At 29.0% G+C, this 15,922-nt stretch carries 17 protein-coding genes; 13 read left to right on the plus strand and 4 right to left on the minus strand.

Translation table 11 applies throughout. From position 1 onward, the window contains the following. Positions 1–7: 7 nt before the first annotated feature. From NQ543_RS00600 to NQ543_RS00615, 4 genes are read right to left on the minus strand one after another with little or no spacing between them, the layout of a single operon-like run. Positions 8–760 (minus strand): N-acetylmannosamine-6-phosphate 2-epimerase, encoded by a 753-nt coding sequence (locus tag NQ543_RS00600; RefSeq protein ID WP_004610748.1) that lies wholly within the window; start codon positions 758–760, stop codon positions 8–10. A 28-nt stretch (positions 761–788) separates the two neighbouring features. Next, the gene (locus NQ543_RS00605) at positions 789–1,565 is read right to left on the minus strand and encodes a DeoR/GlpR family DNA-binding transcription regulator (RefSeq protein WP_004610747.1); all 777 of its coding nucleotides are present in this window, start codon (positions 1,563–1,565) and stop codon (positions 789–791) included. Between the two features lie 12 nt (positions 1,566–1,577). Continuing rightward, positions 1,578–2,474, minus strand: a complete 897-nt coding sequence (locus NQ543_RS00610; protein ID WP_004610746.1) for a glycyl-radical enzyme activating protein — start codon at positions 2,472–2,474, stop codon at positions 1,578–1,580. Continuing rightward, on the minus strand, positions 2,467–4,737 hold the full coding sequence (locus NQ543_RS00615) for a pyruvate formate lyase family protein (RefSeq protein ID WP_004610745.1): 2,271 nt from the start codon (positions 4,735–4,737) through the stop codon (positions 2,467–2,469). Before NQ543_RS00615 ends, NQ543_RS00610 begins: the two co-directional genes overlap by 8 nt. A 227-nt stretch (positions 4,738–4,964) precedes the next feature. On the opposite strand from NQ543_RS00615, the gene trxB reads away from it, so the two are divergent. The 13 genes from trxB to NQ543_RS00680 all read left to right on the plus strand — a co-directional run bounded on the left by trxB (position 4,965) and on the right by NQ543_RS00680 (position 15,892). Next, entirely contained in the window at positions 4,965–5,879 is a 915-nt protein-coding gene (gene trxB / locus NQ543_RS00620) for a thioredoxin-disulfide reductase (RefSeq protein WP_004610744.1), read from the plus strand. 152 nt (positions 5,880–6,031) lie between these two features. After that, positions 6,032–6,880 (plus strand): RNase adapter RapZ, encoded by an 849-nt coding sequence (gene rapZ, locus NQ543_RS00625; RefSeq protein WP_004610743.1) that lies wholly within the window; start codon positions 6,032–6,034, stop codon positions 6,878–6,880. A gap of 8 nt (positions 6,881–6,888) precedes the next feature. Further along, the gene (whiA, locus tag NQ543_RS00630) at positions 6,889–7,836 is read left to right on the plus strand and encodes a DNA-binding protein WhiA (RefSeq protein WP_004610742.1); all 948 of its coding nucleotides are present in this window, start codon (positions 6,889–6,891) and stop codon (positions 7,834–7,836) included. 1 nt (position 7,837) lies between these two features. Next, positions 7,838–8,050 (plus strand): helix-turn-helix domain-containing protein, encoded by a 213-nt coding sequence (locus NQ543_RS00635; protein ID WP_039904770.1) that lies wholly within the window; start codon positions 7,838–7,840, stop codon positions 8,048–8,050. 12 nt (positions 8,051–8,062) lie between these two features. Continuing rightward, the gene (locus NQ543_RS00640) at positions 8,063–8,341 is read left to right on the plus strand and encodes a hypothetical protein (protein ID WP_004610740.1); all 279 of its coding nucleotides are present in this window, start codon (positions 8,063–8,065) and stop codon (positions 8,339–8,341) included. Between the two features lie 90 nt (positions 8,342–8,431). Further along, on the plus strand, positions 8,432–8,974 hold the full coding sequence (rnmV, locus tag NQ543_RS00645) for a ribonuclease M5 (protein ID WP_004610739.1): 543 nt from the start codon (positions 8,432–8,434) through the stop codon (positions 8,972–8,974). Next, positions 8,974–9,780: a 16S rRNA (adenine(1518)-N(6)/adenine(1519)-N(6))-dimethyltransferase RsmA gene (gene rsmA, locus NQ543_RS00650; protein ID WP_004610738.1), complete on the plus strand. Its 807-nt coding sequence runs from the start codon at positions 8,974–8,976 to the stop codon at positions 9,778–9,780. The genes rnmV and rsmA overlap by 1 nt, the downstream gene beginning before the upstream one ends. 26 nt (positions 9,781–9,806) lie before the next feature. Beyond that, positions 9,807–10,550: a sporulation peptidase YabG gene (locus NQ543_RS00655; RefSeq protein WP_004610737.1), complete on the plus strand. Its 744-nt coding sequence runs from the start codon at positions 9,807–9,809 to the stop codon at positions 10,548–10,550. Positions 10,551–10,554: 4 nt separating this feature from the next. Then, the gene (gene ispE, locus NQ543_RS00660; RefSeq protein ID WP_004610736.1) at positions 10,555–11,403 is read left to right on the plus strand and encodes a 4-(cytidine 5'-diphospho)-2-C-methyl-D-erythritol kinase; all 849 of its coding nucleotides are present in this window, start codon (positions 10,555–10,557) and stop codon (positions 11,401–11,403) included. A 171-nt stretch (positions 11,404–11,574) separates the two neighbouring features. Continuing rightward, positions 11,575–12,954, plus strand: a complete 1,380-nt coding sequence (gene glmU / locus NQ543_RS00665; protein WP_039904768.1) for a bifunctional UDP-N-acetylglucosamine diphosphorylase/glucosamine-1-phosphate N-acetyltransferase GlmU — start codon at positions 11,575–11,577, stop codon at positions 12,952–12,954. Between the two features lie 9 nt (positions 12,955–12,963). After that, entirely contained in the window at positions 12,964–13,920 is a 957-nt protein-coding gene (locus tag NQ543_RS00670) for a ribose-phosphate diphosphokinase (RefSeq protein WP_004610734.1), read from the plus strand. A gap of 272 nt (positions 13,921–14,192) precedes the next feature. Beyond that, positions 14,193–14,951, plus strand: a complete 759-nt coding sequence (locus NQ543_RS00675; protein WP_004610733.1) for a TatD family hydrolase — start codon at positions 14,193–14,195, stop codon at positions 14,949–14,951. An 11-nt stretch (positions 14,952–14,962) separates the two neighbouring features. Beyond that, entirely contained in the window at positions 14,963–15,892 is a 930-nt protein-coding gene (locus NQ543_RS00680) for a G5 domain-containing protein (protein WP_004610732.1), read from the plus strand. Positions 15,893–15,922 lie beyond the last annotated feature (30 nt).

Below are 15,922 nucleotides of genomic sequence, written 5' to 3' on the forward strand. Positions count from 1 at the left end.
CTCTAAATTAATGTTTAGCTTTTTCAGCATCACGCCAATTATTTTGATAGCCACTTAATAAATCAACAAATCTTTTTGCAGTTAAATGAGGTCTTGTAATGGCACTACCTACCACAACGCTATGAGCTCCTAAGAAAATACACTTCATCGCATCTTCTGGAGTATATAAATGACCTTCCATCATTACATATGCTTGATCACCTAATTCACGACACATTCTAGCAAACATACGATAATCAGGTCCTTCAATATTAGCAGTTTCTTTTGTATAACCATATAAAGTAGGAGCAACGATATCTGCGCCATTTTCAACAGCATGATGTGCTTCTTCTAAGTTAGATACATCAGCAAAAATAATTGCTTCAGGGATTTCTTGTTTAACTTTTTTTATTAATTCACAAGCCGGGGTTCCATCATGATTAATTTGTGATGTACAATCTAATGCAATAATTTCTGCTCCAGCTTCAAAAACAGCTTTCGCTTCTTTTATTGTTGGAGTAATAAATACATCTGTATCTTCATACCAAACTTTCCATAGTCCAATCATTGGTAAATCAGGAACAGCTTTTTTGATAGCTTTAATTTGTTCAGGAGAATTGGCTCTAATACCTACAGCTCCTGCCCATTTTGCAGCTTCTGCCATTTTTATAACCATGTCATCAGTGTAAATAGGATCATCATGTTGTACTTGACAAGATACAATTAATCCACCTTTCATACTTTCAATAATTTTTCTTTTTCTTTCGTCTGTTGTTTTCATGTTATTTCCTCCATTTATTTAATAATTACTATATTTCTTTATTGTTACATACAATATAGTTACCAGGTAATTCGATATCTGTTTCAAATTCATTAACATATACACTGTTAAATTCATTACTATTTGCCCATGTACAAATAGCTCTAATATTAAACTTTGATGAATCAATCAGTAAATAGTTATTTAGACATCGCTTCATAATTTCTTTTTTAACTGCACCAATTGCAAATTCAAAAATATATACTTCACCATTTTCTAAGTTTACACCATTAGTACTAAAAAATGCATGATCAAAATTAAATTGTTTAATCATTTCCAATGTCAAAGCCCCATAAGACATATCATAACTCTTCTTAAACATACCGCCTAATAAAAAGATATCTCCTTTAAAACTATTAGGTAGTTTTCGAATTAAATAAGTACTTGGTGTTACGATTTTAATCTGTTTATCAATAATATGAGGTAACAAATAGACTGGTGTAGTTCCAGAATCAATATAAATACAATCACCATTTTTAATTCTTTGTGCTGCTTTTTTACAAATACGTTGTTTTTCTTCAATGTATAGTGATTCTTTATCAATTACTGGAGCTTCATTAAAACTTGATAAAGTTAAATTAGCTACATCTTTAGCAACCGCGCCACCTCTTTCGCGTTTAATCAAACCTAGATTTTCTAATTCAATCAAATCTCTCATAATCGATGATCTAGAAACATCAAATTCTTCCATCAGTTGTTTAACTGTTACAAAAGTCTGTTCCTTCAACAAATTTAAAATACGATACATTCTTTCTTTAGATAACATGACTAAATATTTTTATCCTCCTATTTTAATATGCATTCCTTTATCATTACCATATTGAATATATTTTTTTAAAGTTTCTTTTTTTAACATTTTTTCATTTTCTAAATAATATTGTTTATTCATCTGTTTCCATTTATTTTTTCCAAGTGTGTGGTAGGGAAGTAGATTGATATTAGTAATATTTAATTTGTAAGCTAAATCAATAATTGACTGTAGTGTTTTTTCATCATTATTAAAATAAGGAATAACAGGTACTCGGATAATTACTTTTTCAGGACATGTATTAGCAAGAAATCTTAAGTTATTAAATATGAGTTGTGGATTTCCGCCAATAACGTCTTTGATTTTTTGATAGTTTAAATGTTTAATATCAAATAAAAATAAATCAAGATAGGGCAAAGCCTGTTTTAAATATTCTAATGAATAATTACCGGTTGTTTCAATTGCAATATGTAAATCTTGTTTTTTTAATTCTTTGATTAATTTCATCATTGCAATAAATTGAACAAATGGCTCACCACCAGAAATAGTAATCCCGCCATTACTATTATCGAAATAATCTTTATCTTTCATTACTTCATCTACAATAGTATTGATTGATAGCTCTTTTCCCGCAAATGTAAGAGCTTGTGTTAAACAACTTTCACTACACTTTTTACAATAAATACATTTCAAACGATCATATAAAAACTTTTTATCAAAACTGATAGCTTTTTGTTTACAGACATTTACACATTTTTTACATTTTATACATTTACGCAAATCATACATTAACGTTGGTTTAATCGACCAACTTTCAGGATTAGCACACCAAGGACAGTGAAGATTACAACCTTTTAAAAAGATCGTAGTGCGAATCCCTGGTCCATCATGAGTAGCAAATTTTTCAATATTGAAAACATTAATCATAAAGCACCCTGCTTAATAACTCGGCTTGAATATCAGGTGTTAAATTAACAAACACAGCACTATAACCAGCTACTCGAACGATTAAATCAGGATAATTTTCAGGATGCTTTTGTGCATCTTCTAAAACACCATGATCAACGCAAGTTACCATTAGTTGGCAACCCCCTTTTTTAAAGTAAGTATCAAATAGTATTTTAACTTTTTCTTTATCCTCGTGCATCATTCTAGGAGTAAATTTCATGTTTTGTACACTGCCACCATGATATTTTGCATTAAATTTAGCTAATGAATTTAAACAGGCAGTAGGTCCATTTTTTGCTGCACCACCTTGAGGGTTATTTGCGGGATTCATATATATTCCTTTTTTTCTACCATCTAAAGATGCATCTGTTTGATGACCCCAATCAGTGTTTGTTTGATTATTAGAGATTACGATTAAATAATAATCCATGTGATTATCTATCCCTCTTTGTCTGATTCCTTTAGCGACATATTCATATAAATCAATTGCCATTTCATCGCATTCTTTGTGGTCATTACCATATTTAGGAAGATTTAAAATATCTTTTTGAATCTTTTCATAGCCAACATAATTATGTAATGCAGCTTGGTTTAGTTGTTCTAATGTATATTTTTTTTGATCATATACTAAAGTTTTTATCGCATATAAAGCATCTGATGAATTAATATTACCATATGTTTCATTTGTGCCACCTAAAATTTCAACACCACCATCAAGTAATGATTTTTCACGATTAATACAATCATCCATTAAAATTGATGTAAATAGAAATGATACTTCTTGATTCATGACTTTATAACTATGAAGCTGTGCTTCTACACTTAAATCAAAATAATAATCTAGTAGTTTTTTATACTGATTATAAAAATCGTCAAAAGTTTTCATTTCACTTAATAGCTTAACTTTAATTGGACCAGCTTTATAAATATGATCTATTGGATCATATCCTTGATTAAGTGCTAATTGCATAATTTTTACAAGATTTAATAATGTATTTGGAGTTCCGACACTTTTACCTTGGATAACAAACTCACCACAGCCAAAGGGAACATATTGTTCAGCTTTTTTTCGATCAATATTCATTGCATATTCAACTGCTGGAATATTTACTTCATCATTATAAAGAGTAGGATAAGTAGCTCCTGAAGCAATACATTCATAGGCTAGATCTTTAATATCTTCGGGAGTGTTTTTATATAGACGTAATGTAAATTGAGGTTCTACATATCTTGTATCTTTACATACTTTTAAACAAAGACGGGTAAACATATCACAAGCTTCTTCATTTTCTCTTCCAGCGCCACCAACGATAATTCGGCCATTAACAGTTGTCCGTCTATTTTCAATCATTAACCATAATGATTTTATATAACGATAGGCTTCTTCTTCATTAATAATATGATTATCAAGATCATGTTTTAAATAGGGACCTAAAACAATATCCATTCTTCCATAGTTGATAACCACAGCACATAAAGCATAAATCCAAAATAGTTGTAATGCTTGATGAAATGTTTTTGGTTTATTTTCTTTAATATAATCTAAGCTATTATACATTAATGTTAATTCGCTTTTACGCTTGATATTAGTTGTTCTTTCAATGGCTTCATTAACTAGCTCTTTTTGTCTTTCGATTACATTTTTTAATAATATCATAGCATCAATTGATGCTTTAATAAATTCATTTTGATTTTTTTCTTTAAGTAAATCAATAATTCCATTTATTCCTAATTTCATTAATTTTTGATAATCCAACATCATTCCAGAAAGTCTAGCAGTAGCCATAAATGGGTATTTACAATCAATAAATCTACCAGTTGTAGTATCATTTAAAATATCTTGACAATATAATGCTTTGACATCATGTTCTTGCCAAAAATCATATAAAACATCAATTCTTGTTTTTTGCTTTTCAGTGTCCAATAATTCTTTAAATTCTCTTAGTTTATGAAATACACAATAATGACCTACGCCACCAACACTTGTGACACAACCAAAGCCAATTGGCAAAAAATCTAAACGTCCAGCAATTAAATCAGTTTCTTCAATTGATCTAAATAAAGTTGGATAAATTACTTTTAAACAATTGATTTCTCTTCTTGCCTTATCTAAATTAGCACTTTCTTGATAAGCTTTTGTATAAGCTTCCATGATTTCTAATTGTTCAAATGGTGATTTTTCACAAGGAATTTTAATGCTTACTTCACAATTCTGTACACCATCAATATTAATCTTAGCCATATTTTTTCTCCTTAACTTAAAATTTGTAACAAACCAAATAAAATAATAAATGCTATCTAATTAAAATATAACACTGCATTATATCAAGGTCAATAAAAATAATCAAAATTAATCATTATTATTCATAATTAATCAAAATATATGATTAGATATTAAAATAATAAAGCAAAATAGTTATATGATAATCAATCGTATGGTATACTATAGACAAAGCAAGGAGTGATAAAATGAATGATTTAATTATAATTGGTGCTGGTCCAGCTGGGCTTAGTGCTTGTCTATATGCTTCAAGAGCAGGTTTAAATGTATTAATGTTGGATAGTGGAGCACCTGGGGGAAAATTAAACGTCAGTGCTGAAATTGAGAATTGGCCAGGTCAAAAAAAGAAAACTGGTCCGGAATTAGCTTATGAAATGTATGAACATGCATTATCATTTGGTGGTCAACAGGTATTTGGTGAAGTAACTAAGATTATTGATCACGAAGATTATAAAGAAGTTGTAACTACTGATAATACATACCAAGCTAAAGCTGTATTGATTGCAACGGGGACAAAAGAAAGAAAAATGCAAATACCGATGGAAGATGAGTTAACTGGTCATGGAGTTTCATATTGTGCTGTATGTGATGGTCCATTTTTCAAAGATGAAGAAGTTGCAGTAATTGGTGGTGGAAATTCAGCTTTAGAAGAAGCTGTTTATTTAACAAAATTTGTAAGTAAAGTGCATTTAATTGTTCGTCGTGATGTATTTAGAGCGGATAAGATTATTCAAGATCATGTTTATGCTAATGAAAAAATAGAGATTCATTTTTTAAAGAAACCACATCATTTAATTGAAAAAGATGGTAAAGTAGATAAATTAGCTTTAGAAGATAGTAAAACAGGAGAAATTAGTGAACTAGCAGTTAAAGGTGTTTTTCCATTTGTGGGATTAGATCCAATAACTAATTTTGTATCAGACTTAGGTATTTGCGATGAACATGGCTATATTATCACTGATGAAACGATGAAAACAAAAGTACCTGGGATTTATGCAGCTGGTGATGTTCGTCAAAAAATATTAAGACAAGTTGTAACTGCTGCTAATGATGGAGCAGTTGCAGGACAACAGATTGCTCATTATTTGGAAAGTAAAGCTTAGTGGATTTTATCCATTAAGTTTTTATTATAATATTTTTAGTTAAATATTGTAATAATATAAATGTAGTAAAGACTTGAGAAAATATATAAAATAACGTACACTTATCGTTGTAAATTTGATAAAATGTAATTGTAGAAAGTGAAGTGAGAATTATGGATCAAGTTGAAGTTGTAATTGTAACAGGAATGTCTGGGGCAGGAAAAACTAGTGCGATGGCATGTTTTGAAAACTTAGCATTTCGTTGTATAGATAATTATCCAGTACCATTATTAACTGAGTTTGCTGAATTAGTTCAAGATAATTCACAGTATCAAAGAGTTGCTATGGCAGTAAGTCTTGAAGATGCTTTAAAAGCAATTAGGTTATTAAATAATTTAGATTGGATCAATTTAACTGTAGTATTTTTAGATTGTGATGATGAAACATTAGTTAAAAGATATAAACAAACAAGAAGATCACATCCATTGTTGATTTCTAATAAAGCTTCTTCATTACTTGAAGCAATTGAATTTGAAAGACGTTTAGCTGAACCGATTTCTAGATTAGCTAATATATATATAGATACTACTAAATTAAAGGGAGCAAGATTTCAAGATTTATTAGAAGATTATTTTAATAAAGGGAAATTAGATCCTTTTAGAATTACATTTGTATCTTTTGGTTATAAACATGGTGTTCCTAAAGATGCTGATTTATTGCTTGATGTTCGTTTTTTACCTAATCCGTTTTATATTGAAGAGTTAAGACAATTAACTGGAAATGATCAAGCTGTTTATGATTATGTCATGGAAAAAGAAGAAACAAAGATTTTTGTGGAAAAGACAACTGAGTTTCTTGATTATTTATTAAAGGAATATGAAAAAGAAGGTAAAATGCATTTAGTTATTGGAATCGGATGTACGGGTGGACAACATCGTTCAGTAACTTTAACAAATTATTTTGCAGATTATTATAGTCAATATTATCAAGTACATCGTTTGCATCGTGATGCTGATCATTAGGAGTAGTTATGGTATCTTTTTCTAGAGTAGTAAAAGAAGATGTTGTTTTTAATGATTTTGAATCATGTTGTCAAAGAGCAATGTTATGTGCAATAATCAAAATCAATGGAACGCTTTCATTATCTAGTTATGGTCTTTCTTTAACGATTAGAACAGAAAATGCTAAAATAGCATCTAAAATTCATAAAATGTTGAAAGATGAATATGATCCACAAATTGAATTTATTGTTTCACGTAAAATGAAGTTAAAGAAAAATAATGTTTATATTTTAAAGGTTACAAAAGCTAGAGAAATTTTAGATGATCTGTCATTAATGGATGGACTTGGATTTCATATTATTCCTGATAAAAAGATTTTTCAAAAAGAATGCTGTATTAGAGCATATTTAGCTGGAGCATTTTTAGCTTGTGGCAGTGTTAATAATCCAGAGACTTCTAATTATCATTTAGAAATGAGTTTTGCAGAAGAGGAATATGCCAATTTTATTGCACAGTTGATGAATAATTTTGAATTGAATGCAAAAATAATTAAAAGAAGAAATAGATATGTTGTTTATTTAAAATCGTCAGAGAAAATAGGTGATTTTTTAAGGGCAATGGGAGCAAGTAGATCGGTTATGAATTTTGAAAGTACACGTATTGATCGAAATATGTCTAATACAGTAAATCGTTGGAATAATTGTGATATTGCAAATGAAATTAAGTCACTTGCTAGTGCTAATAAACAAATTGATGACATCAATATAGTTGATATGTTTATGGGATTAGAAATGCTTGATGAAAAAACTCGTTCAGTAGCGTTGATTAGAAGAAAATATCCCGAAATGTCTTTAAATGAATTAGCTCAAGTTTATTATGAAGAAACGGGACAAACTATTAGTAAATCAGGGTTGCATCATCGCTTTAAAAAAATTAGTGATGAAGCTAAAAGATTAATTCAAATGGAGAATGAATGAGATGGATAAAATTGAAATGAGATTTGGGCAAAGAGTTAAAGAATTGCGTTTGAAACAAAATATTTCACAAGAAGAATTAGCATTTCGTTGTGGTTTATCAAAGAATTATATTTCTGATGTTGAAAGAGGAACGAGAAATATTTCTTTGAAATCGATAGAAAAAATAGCAGATGGTTTAGCTATTAGAATTAAAGAATTATTTGAATTTAAATAAGGAGTTGATGTCATGGGATTTTATTATGCTGTTTTAGTAATTTTATTTATTATTGTTATCCTGAGTCTAATTTTAAATTTACTTACTAGTCCAATTGTATGGTTGATTATTATTATATTAATAATCTGGTCATCAATTAAAAAATATATGTATAAAAAAAGAATTGAAGAATTTAATAAAGAATTCGAAGAAAAAGTTGAAGAAACAAAAAAGGCCTATTATCAAGATACATATGATTATCAAGATGATGATATAATTGATGTTGACTATAAAGAATATGATGATAAATAAAAATAAAAACAAGTAGTTAGCCTGTAAGGTAACTGCTTGTTTTTTAAATAGCGGATATGTTAATATATAGGATAGAATATAGGTGAAGATATGAAGAAAATAAAAGAGATAATAGTGGTAGAAGGGAAAAGCGATACAGCTTTATTAAAAGAATTATTTGAAGTAGATACAATTGAAACCCATGGCTTAGCACTAGATAAAAAAACATTAGGATTAATTAAAGAGGCTAATAAAACTAGAGGCGCCATTGTTTTGACAGATCCAGATTTTCCTGGAAAAAAAATACGAGATCAAATTCAAGCAGTTGTTCCTAATTGCAAACATGCCTTTGTTTCTAAAAAAGATGCTACTGGTAAAAAGAAGTTAGGGATTGCTGAAGCTAATAAAGAAGCAGTTGTATTAGCTTTAGAAAATGTGGTTAGTTTTGATGTTGATAATCAAAGTATTACATGGCATGAGTTTATTGATTTAGATATTATTGGAAATAAACAGCGAAGATTATTAGTATATAATTTATTTAATCTAGGCTATGGAAATGTTAAGACTTTATTTAAAAGGTTAAATATGGTTGGAATTAGTAAAGAAGATGTTTTAAAAAAATTAGATGAACATAAAGAAAGAGTGAATGGTTAATGAAAGATATAGCGACACTTAGTACGACCAAGTATATATTAGATAAGTATAATTTAAATGCGCTAAAAAAATATGGACAAAATTTTTTGATTGATATAAATGTGGTAAACAAAATCATCAAAGAAACAAGAATCGATAAAGATGTGGCAGTTATTGAAGTTGGACCAGGAATTGGAGCTCTAACACAAATGCTATCACGCTATGGTGGAAAAGTAATTAGTTTTGAAATTGATGAAAGATTTAGACCGGTATATGATGAGTTTTTAATTGCTGACAATCTTGAAATCATTTTTGGCGATTTTATGAAACAAGAGATAAATAAAATTGTAGTTGATTTAAAAAAAACATATTCAAAAGTGTATTTGGTGGCTAATTTACCGTACTATATTACTACAGCAATAATTGAAAAAGTTATTTTAAGTGATTGTAATATTGATCAATTGATTGTAATGGTACAAAAAGAAGTTGCTTTGAAAATGACTAGTGATTATAAAAATCCATTATTATTAATGATTAAAGATATGGGAAAAGTTGAGTATTTGTTTACTGTTAATAAAAATGTGTTTTTACCTGCTCCGCATGTTGATTCTGCAATTATAAAAATAGTATTAACTAAAAAGCCGAATTTAAAACTATATGATATATTGAATGTTTGTTTTAAACAACGACGAAAAACAATTTATAATAATTTAAAAAAAGAATATAGTAATGCATTGGAGATATTAGAAAAATGTAAAATTGATACAAAAAAAAGAAGTGAAGAATTATCGTTAAATGATTTTAAAAATATCACTGATATGATTTAAATGCATATAATAAAGTGGTGATATTGATGAAAATTGGCGACATAGTGAGTCGAAAAAAATATGGTAAAGATATTTATTTTAAAATTATTGATATTAAAGATGATATTTATTATTTAAAAGGAATTGAGTATCGATTAGTTGCTGATAGTGAAGAAAGTGATTTAGAATTAAGTGATTTTAGTAGTGAAAAAAGTGATATTGTAGTAGAAAATAAACCATGTTTAAAAGGTAGTGTCTTGCATATTGATGGTGATAAAGATTATTTGAAGATGTGTCTAGATAAATATAAAGAATTTAATATAACGGTATATGGTTATTATATGGAAGAAAGTGAAATAAAAGATAAAATCATTCCATTATTAGAAAAACATCGTCCTGATTTATTAGTTATTACCGGACATGATGCGATGAAAAAAAATAGTGATCGTAAAAACATTAATAGTTACTTGCATACTAAAGATTTTGTTGAAGCAATTAGAAAAGCAAGACTTTATCAAGATGATAAAGATAGCCTAATTATTTTTGCAGGAGCATGTCAGTCATATTATGAATTATTATTAGCTAGTGGGGCGAATTTTGCTTCAAGTCCAAGTCGAAAAAATATCCATGCATTAGATCCTGTTTTTATTGTTAGTCAAATTGCCAATGCCAGTATTAAAAATTATGTTGATTTAGAAAAAATTGTAGCTAAGACTTCTAACAAGCATTTAGGTATTGGAGGAATAGATACACGCGGAGTCGCAAGAAAAATTTATCCAACAAGTAGGTGAAATAATGAAAGTAAAAGCATATGCAAAAATTAATTTAGCATTAGATGTTGTAAGAAAAAGAGAAGATGGTTATCATGAATTAGAAATGGTCATAGCACCAATTACTTTACATGATTTGATTTATATTAATACGATTGAAAGTGGGATTATAATTGAAACAAATAGTAAAGTAATGCCAACTGATAAACGAAATATCATGTATAAAGTTGTAGCTTTGATAAAAGAAAGATATGGAATCAAAAAAGGTGTTAAAATATATGTTTATAAGCATATTCCAACTCAAGCAGGTTTAGCTGGTGGTAGTGCTGATGGGGCTGCAGTTATTAAAGCAATGAATAAGTTGTTTTATTTAAATTTGACTGAAGAACAAATGGCTACTTTAGGAAAAGAAGTTGGAGCGGATATTCCTTTTTGTGTATATCAAAAAATGGCTCTTGTTAGTGGAATTGGAGAAAAATTAGAGTTTATTGATTATCTTTTTGAATGTAAGGTATTATTAGTTAAACCAAAAAAAGGTGTTTCAACTAAAAAGTCTTTTAATAGTCTAGATTTAAATAAAGCGATTCATCAAGATTGTAGGTTAATGGTTAAAGGAATTTATGAAGATGATTATCAAACAGTAATTGATAATTTACAAAATACGTTAGAAGAACCATCAATTAAGATGGTTCCTGAAATTAATGATATTAAACAAGCTATGTTAGAAATTGGTTTTGATGGAGCTTTAATGTCAGGAAGTGGGTCTTGTGTTTTTGGTCTTACAAGAGATGATAAAATTTTAGAAAAAGGTTTTAAATATTTTAAGGGAAAATATTATTTTGTTCGAAAAACAGAAATTTTAAATGAAAGATAAATAGGATAATTTGAAGTAAACAGTTGATGTCATATATTTGAATTAACTGTTTTTATTTTTATAACTTACTTATTAAAGCGATTTCTTTTCAATATAAAAGCATTTTTTGTATATTTTTCCTTTAATAAATGTTAAATATTTGATATTATGTTGTTGTTAAGAGGTGTTAAAATGAAAACTTATGCGGTAGTGATGGCAGCTGGTAAAGGAACCAGAATGAAATCAGATAAGCCTAAAGTTGTTCATGAGGTTTTATATAAACCGATGATCAATCATATTGTTGATGAATTAAAACAACTAGGTGTAGATGAGATTTATGTGATTTTAGGACATAAAGCGAAAGAAGTTGAAAAGTTGTTAGATGATGTAAATATTGTTTATCAACGAGAGCAACTGGGAACAGGACATGCATTGATGCAATGTAAAGATGTATTAGCTAATAAGTCTGGTACAACAGTTGTTTTAAATGGAGATGCTCCATTAATTACTAAAGAAACATTAAAAAATCTAATTGACTATCATAATGATAATCAATTAATGGGTACAATTATGACTTGTGATTGTGACTTGGATAAAAAATTTGGTCGAGTAATTAGAGAAAGTGATCAGGTTAAGGGAATTGTTGAGTTTAAAGATTGTACACCAGAGCAAGTTAAAATTAGTGAGATGAATTGTGGAGAATATTGCTTTGATAATGAAGCATTATTTAAAGCATTAGAAAAGGTAACTAATAACAATGCTCAAAATGAATATTATATTACAGATGTTATTGAAATCATGAATAATGATAATTTAAAAGTTGGTGGTTATAAAATTGCTGATTTAGCCGAAGTTGGTGGAATCAATGATCGTGTGGAATTAGCAGAAGCTACTAAAGCATTACAACTTAAAGTGAATAAAAAACATTTATTAAATGGGGTAAATATTATTGATATCAATAATACTTATATTGGTGTAGATGTTAAAATTGCTCCAGATACGACAATTGAACCAGGTTGTGTAATCAAAGGTAAATCTAGTATAGGTGCTAATTGTCATATTGGGCCATACTGTGAATTTGAAAATGTTGAAATCAAAGATAATGTAGAAATTAAATTTTCAGTAATTAGTGATTCAGTTATTGAAAATGGAGTAGATATTGGACCGTTTGCACGTTTAAGAACTAATTGCCATATTTTAGATAATGTGCATATTGGTAACTTTGTAGAAATGAAAAAAACAGTTTTTGGAAATGGCAGCAAAGCCGCTCATTTGACTTATGTAGGTGATGCGACCGTAGGAAGTAATGTAAATATGGGATGTGGAACAATTACTTCAAATTATGATGGTAAAAATAAATTCCAAACAATTATCAATGATAATGCTTTTATTGGTTGTAATAGTAACTTAATTGCACCGGTAACAGTTGGAGCTAATGCTTATGTAGCGGCAGGTTCAACAGTTACAGATGATGTTAATGATGAAGCATTTGCAATTGCTCGTGCGCGTCAAGTTAATAAAGAAGGATATGCTAAAGTATTAGAAGAAAAAAGAAATAAAAAAGGAAAATAGGAGAAAAAAATGAAAAATAAGATAACTGTATTTGCACTATCAGCTAGTGAAGAATTGGCAAAAGATATTGCAAAAGAATTAGGAACTAATGTAGGTAAAAGTAAAGTACATCATTTTGCAGATGGAGAAATTTTAGTTGAAATTGGAGAATCAGTACGTGGTAAAGATGTATATATTGTACAATCTACAAGTAATCCTGTTACTGAAAATCTAATGGAAATCTTAGTTTTAGCAGATGCTTTGAAAAGAGCTTCAGCTAAAGAAATTACAGCAATTATTCCTTATTTTGGATATGCTCGTCAAGATCGTAAAGCTAAACCTAGACAGCCAATTACTTCTAAGTTAATAGCAGATTTATTGACCGTAGCTGGAATTAATCGCGTTGTTACAGTTGATTTACATGCTGCACAAATTCAAGGTTTCTTTGATATTCCAGTAGATGAAATGCAAGCATTACCGCTTATTTCGAATTACTTTAAGAAAAAGAATATCAGTGATATTTGTGTAGTTTCTCCTGATCATGGTGGTGCTACTAGAGCTCGTAAATTAGCAGTTGCTTTAGATGCTCCTGTAGCGATTATCGATAAAAGAAGACCTAAACCTAATGTTGCTGAAATAATGGGTGTATTAGGTGATGTTGAAGGTAAGAATTGTATTATGGTTGATGATATGATTGATACAGGTGGTACAATTGTTGCTGGAATTGAAATGTTAAAAGAAAAAGGTGCTAAATCAGTTCATGTTGCTTGTACACATCCAGTATTTTCTGGACCAGCAGTAGAAAGATTACAAAATTCTTCTGCTGATGAAGTAGTTGTAACTGATACAATTAAGTTACCAGAAGAAAAAATGTTCCCTAAATTGAAGATTGTTACAGTTGCAGTATTGCTTGCTAGAACAATTGAAAATATTGAAAATTGTGAACCTGTTTCTAATGTGTTTGAAATGTTTGATTTTGATAAATAATATGAATAAAACGGTAAGTTTACTTACCGCTTTTTGTATAAATATCTTTTTATTGGAAATAATATATTTGATATTTTTTTACAAGAGTACTTAATATTCATGATAAAATTTATCTTTTGTCTAAATTTGTAGGCTGAAAAATAGAGTAAAAAGATATGTGTAGTAAAAAAATGTTGATTTTAACTAGATATTTCATTTGTTATTGGTATTTATTTTTTTAGATATTTGACAAATGAAATTGATTTTGTTAAGATACAGCCGAGGTGAAATTTATGTACTTTGATACTCATTGTCATTTAAATAGTGAAGATTTATATGAAGATCACGATATGTTTATTCAAAATGCTTTAAACAACGAGGTTACAAATATGGTTGTTGTAGGCTATGATTTAGAATCATCAAAAATTGCAATCGAGTTAGCTAAACAATACGAGTTTATATATGCTGCAGTTGGCATTGGACCTAATGATTGCAAAAACACAACGAAAGAACAAATAAACATTATCGATAAGTACTTAGAAGATCCTTGCGTTGTAGCACTTGGTGAAATCGGTCTTGATTATTATTGGGATACTGTCAGTAAAGAAAAGCAGTTAGAGGTTTTTCAATGGCAAATGGATTTAGCCAAGAAACATGATAAACCTGTTATTATTCATTGTCGAGATGCTTATGAAGATACTTATGAAGTGCTAAAACAAAATGGACATCGTGGAATTATGCATTGTTATAGTGGTTCTGTAGAAATGGCAAAAAGGTTTGTTGAGCTAGGTTTCTACATTTCTTTAGCTGGACCAGTGACATTTAAGAATGCAAGAGTTCCCAAAGATGTGGCAGCAAATATTAACATTGAAAATTTATTAATTGAAACTGACTGTCCTTATTTAACACCTCATCCATTTAGAGGAAAGTTAAATGAGCCTGCAAATGTTGTGTATATTGCCCAGGAAATAGCTAAGCTAAAGAACATGGAGATAGAAAACGTTGCAAGTAAGACAACGTTTAATGCCAAAAATATTTTTGGTATTAAATAGGAGGAAAATTAATGAAAAAAATTAAAGAGGCTGTTATTAATGCTGACCCCTGTATGAAGGGGTTGGTTGTAGTGATGATTGCCTATGTTGGAATTGTAGCAACGACTTTAAATACCGGTGCTGCAAACCAAATTGATAACTATGTTGAAACTATTGATGTTAAGGTTCAAGATGGTGAACAAGCGCAGAAGGATTATTTAGTAAGACAAGCTGCAGTGTCTAATGTATTAGACGATTTGGAAATTTCTTTAAATCCACAGGATTTATTAAATCAAGATTTAAACTATGTTGTAAATGATGGTGATTTAATTCAAATAACTAGAATTAATGAAGCAAATATAGATGAAGTTAATACAATAGCATCTAATACAGTTAATACTAGTGGATTAGAATTATTTACAACTAAAGTTACGCAACAAGGACAAGAAGGAAAAGTAAAAAATACTTATCGTGTAACTTATCATAATGGTAAAGAATCTAAACGAGAATTGGTTAATAGTGAGGTAATAATACCTGCTAGTGATACGATAATTGAAACCGGAAAAGTTCAACCTGGGGCTTATTTTACTGGTAAGTTAACAACATACGGTGGAGATTGTGTTGGAGGAAATGGAACATCATCAACAGGAATCAAATTAAGTCCGATTACTGGTGTTCAAGGGTCTAATAGTCCAAAGTTAACATATAATGGACGTTCGTATTATTGTTTAGCAGCAGATCCATCTATTCCGTTTGGAACAATTATTGAAATCACTAATCATAATTTAAGTATTGAATCAACTGCATATGGTATTGTTGTAGACCGTGGAGGGGCAATTAAAGGAAATAAGATTGATATATTTAATGGAACTGAAGCTGGTAAGTATTTTACTGGTGGTACTTCTAATAATACTCAATTTAAAATTGTTTCTGTAGGTAACGGTAAGAACTTTTGGAAATAAATAAAAAAAGTCAGGTGAAATAGTATTTTT

The sequence above is a fragment of the Thomasclavelia spiroformis DSM 1552 genome, assembly GCF_025149465.1.
GTDB lineage: Bacteria > Bacillota_I > Bacilli_A > Erysipelotrichales > Coprobacillaceae > Thomasclavelia > Thomasclavelia spiroformis.

Bases quoted from the DNA above. Each gene is read 5' to 3' on its own strand.
- NQ543_RS00675 (WP_004610733.1), top strand. From the start codon at position 14,193: ATGTACTTTGATACTCATTGTCATTTAAATAGTGAAGATTTATATGAA.
- NQ543_RS00680 (WP_004610732.1), top strand. From the start codon at position 14,963: ATGAAAAAAATTAAAGAGGCTGTTATTAATGCTGACCCCTGTATGAAG.
- rsmA (WP_004610738.1), top strand. From the start codon at position 8,974: ATGAAAGATATAGCGACACTTAGTACGACCAAGTATATATTAGATAAG.
- NQ543_RS00610 (WP_004610746.1), bottom strand. From the start codon at position 2,474: ATGATTAATGTTTTCAATATTGAAAAATTTGCTACTCATGATGGACCA.
- whiA (WP_004610742.1), top strand. From the start codon at position 6,889: ATGGTATCTTTTTCTAGAGTAGTAAAAGAAGATGTTGTTTTTAATGAT.
- rapZ (WP_004610743.1), top strand. From the start codon at position 6,032: ATGGATCAAGTTGAAGTTGTAATTGTAACAGGAATGTCTGGGGCAGGA.
- glmU (WP_039904768.1), top strand. From the start codon at position 11,575: ATGAAAACTTATGCGGTAGTGATGGCAGCTGGTAAAGGAACCAGAATG.
- rnmV (WP_004610739.1), top strand. From the start codon at position 8,432: ATGAAGAAAATAAAAGAGATAATAGTGGTAGAAGGGAAAAGCGATACA.
- NQ543_RS00655 (WP_004610737.1), top strand. From the start codon at position 9,807: ATGAAAATTGGCGACATAGTGAGTCGAAAAAAATATGGTAAAGATATT.
- trxB (WP_004610744.1), top strand. From the start codon at position 4,965: ATGAATGATTTAATTATAATTGGTGCTGGTCCAGCTGGGCTTAGTGCT.
- NQ543_RS00640 (WP_004610740.1), top strand. From the start codon at position 8,063: ATGGGATTTTATTATGCTGTTTTAGTAATTTTATTTATTATTGTTATC.
- ispE (WP_004610736.1), top strand. From the start codon at position 10,555: ATGAAAGTAAAAGCATATGCAAAAATTAATTTAGCATTAGATGTTGTA.
- NQ543_RS00615 (WP_004610745.1), bottom strand. From the start codon at position 4,737: ATGGCTAAGATTAATATTGATGGTGTACAGAATTGTGAAGTAAGCATT.
- NQ543_RS00605 (WP_004610747.1), bottom strand. From the start codon at position 1,565: ATGTTATCTAAAGAAAGAATGTATCGTATTTTAAATTTGTTGAAGGAA.
- NQ543_RS00670 (WP_004610734.1), top strand. From the start codon at position 12,964: ATGAAAAATAAGATAACTGTATTTGCACTATCAGCTAGTGAAGAATTG.
- NQ543_RS00600 (WP_004610748.1), bottom strand. From the start codon at position 760: ATGAAAACAACAGACGAAAGAAAAAGAAAAATTATTGAAAGTATGAAA.
- NQ543_RS00635 (WP_039904770.1), top strand. From the start codon at position 7,838: ATGGATAAAATTGAAATGAGATTTGGGCAAAGAGTTAAAGAATTGCGT.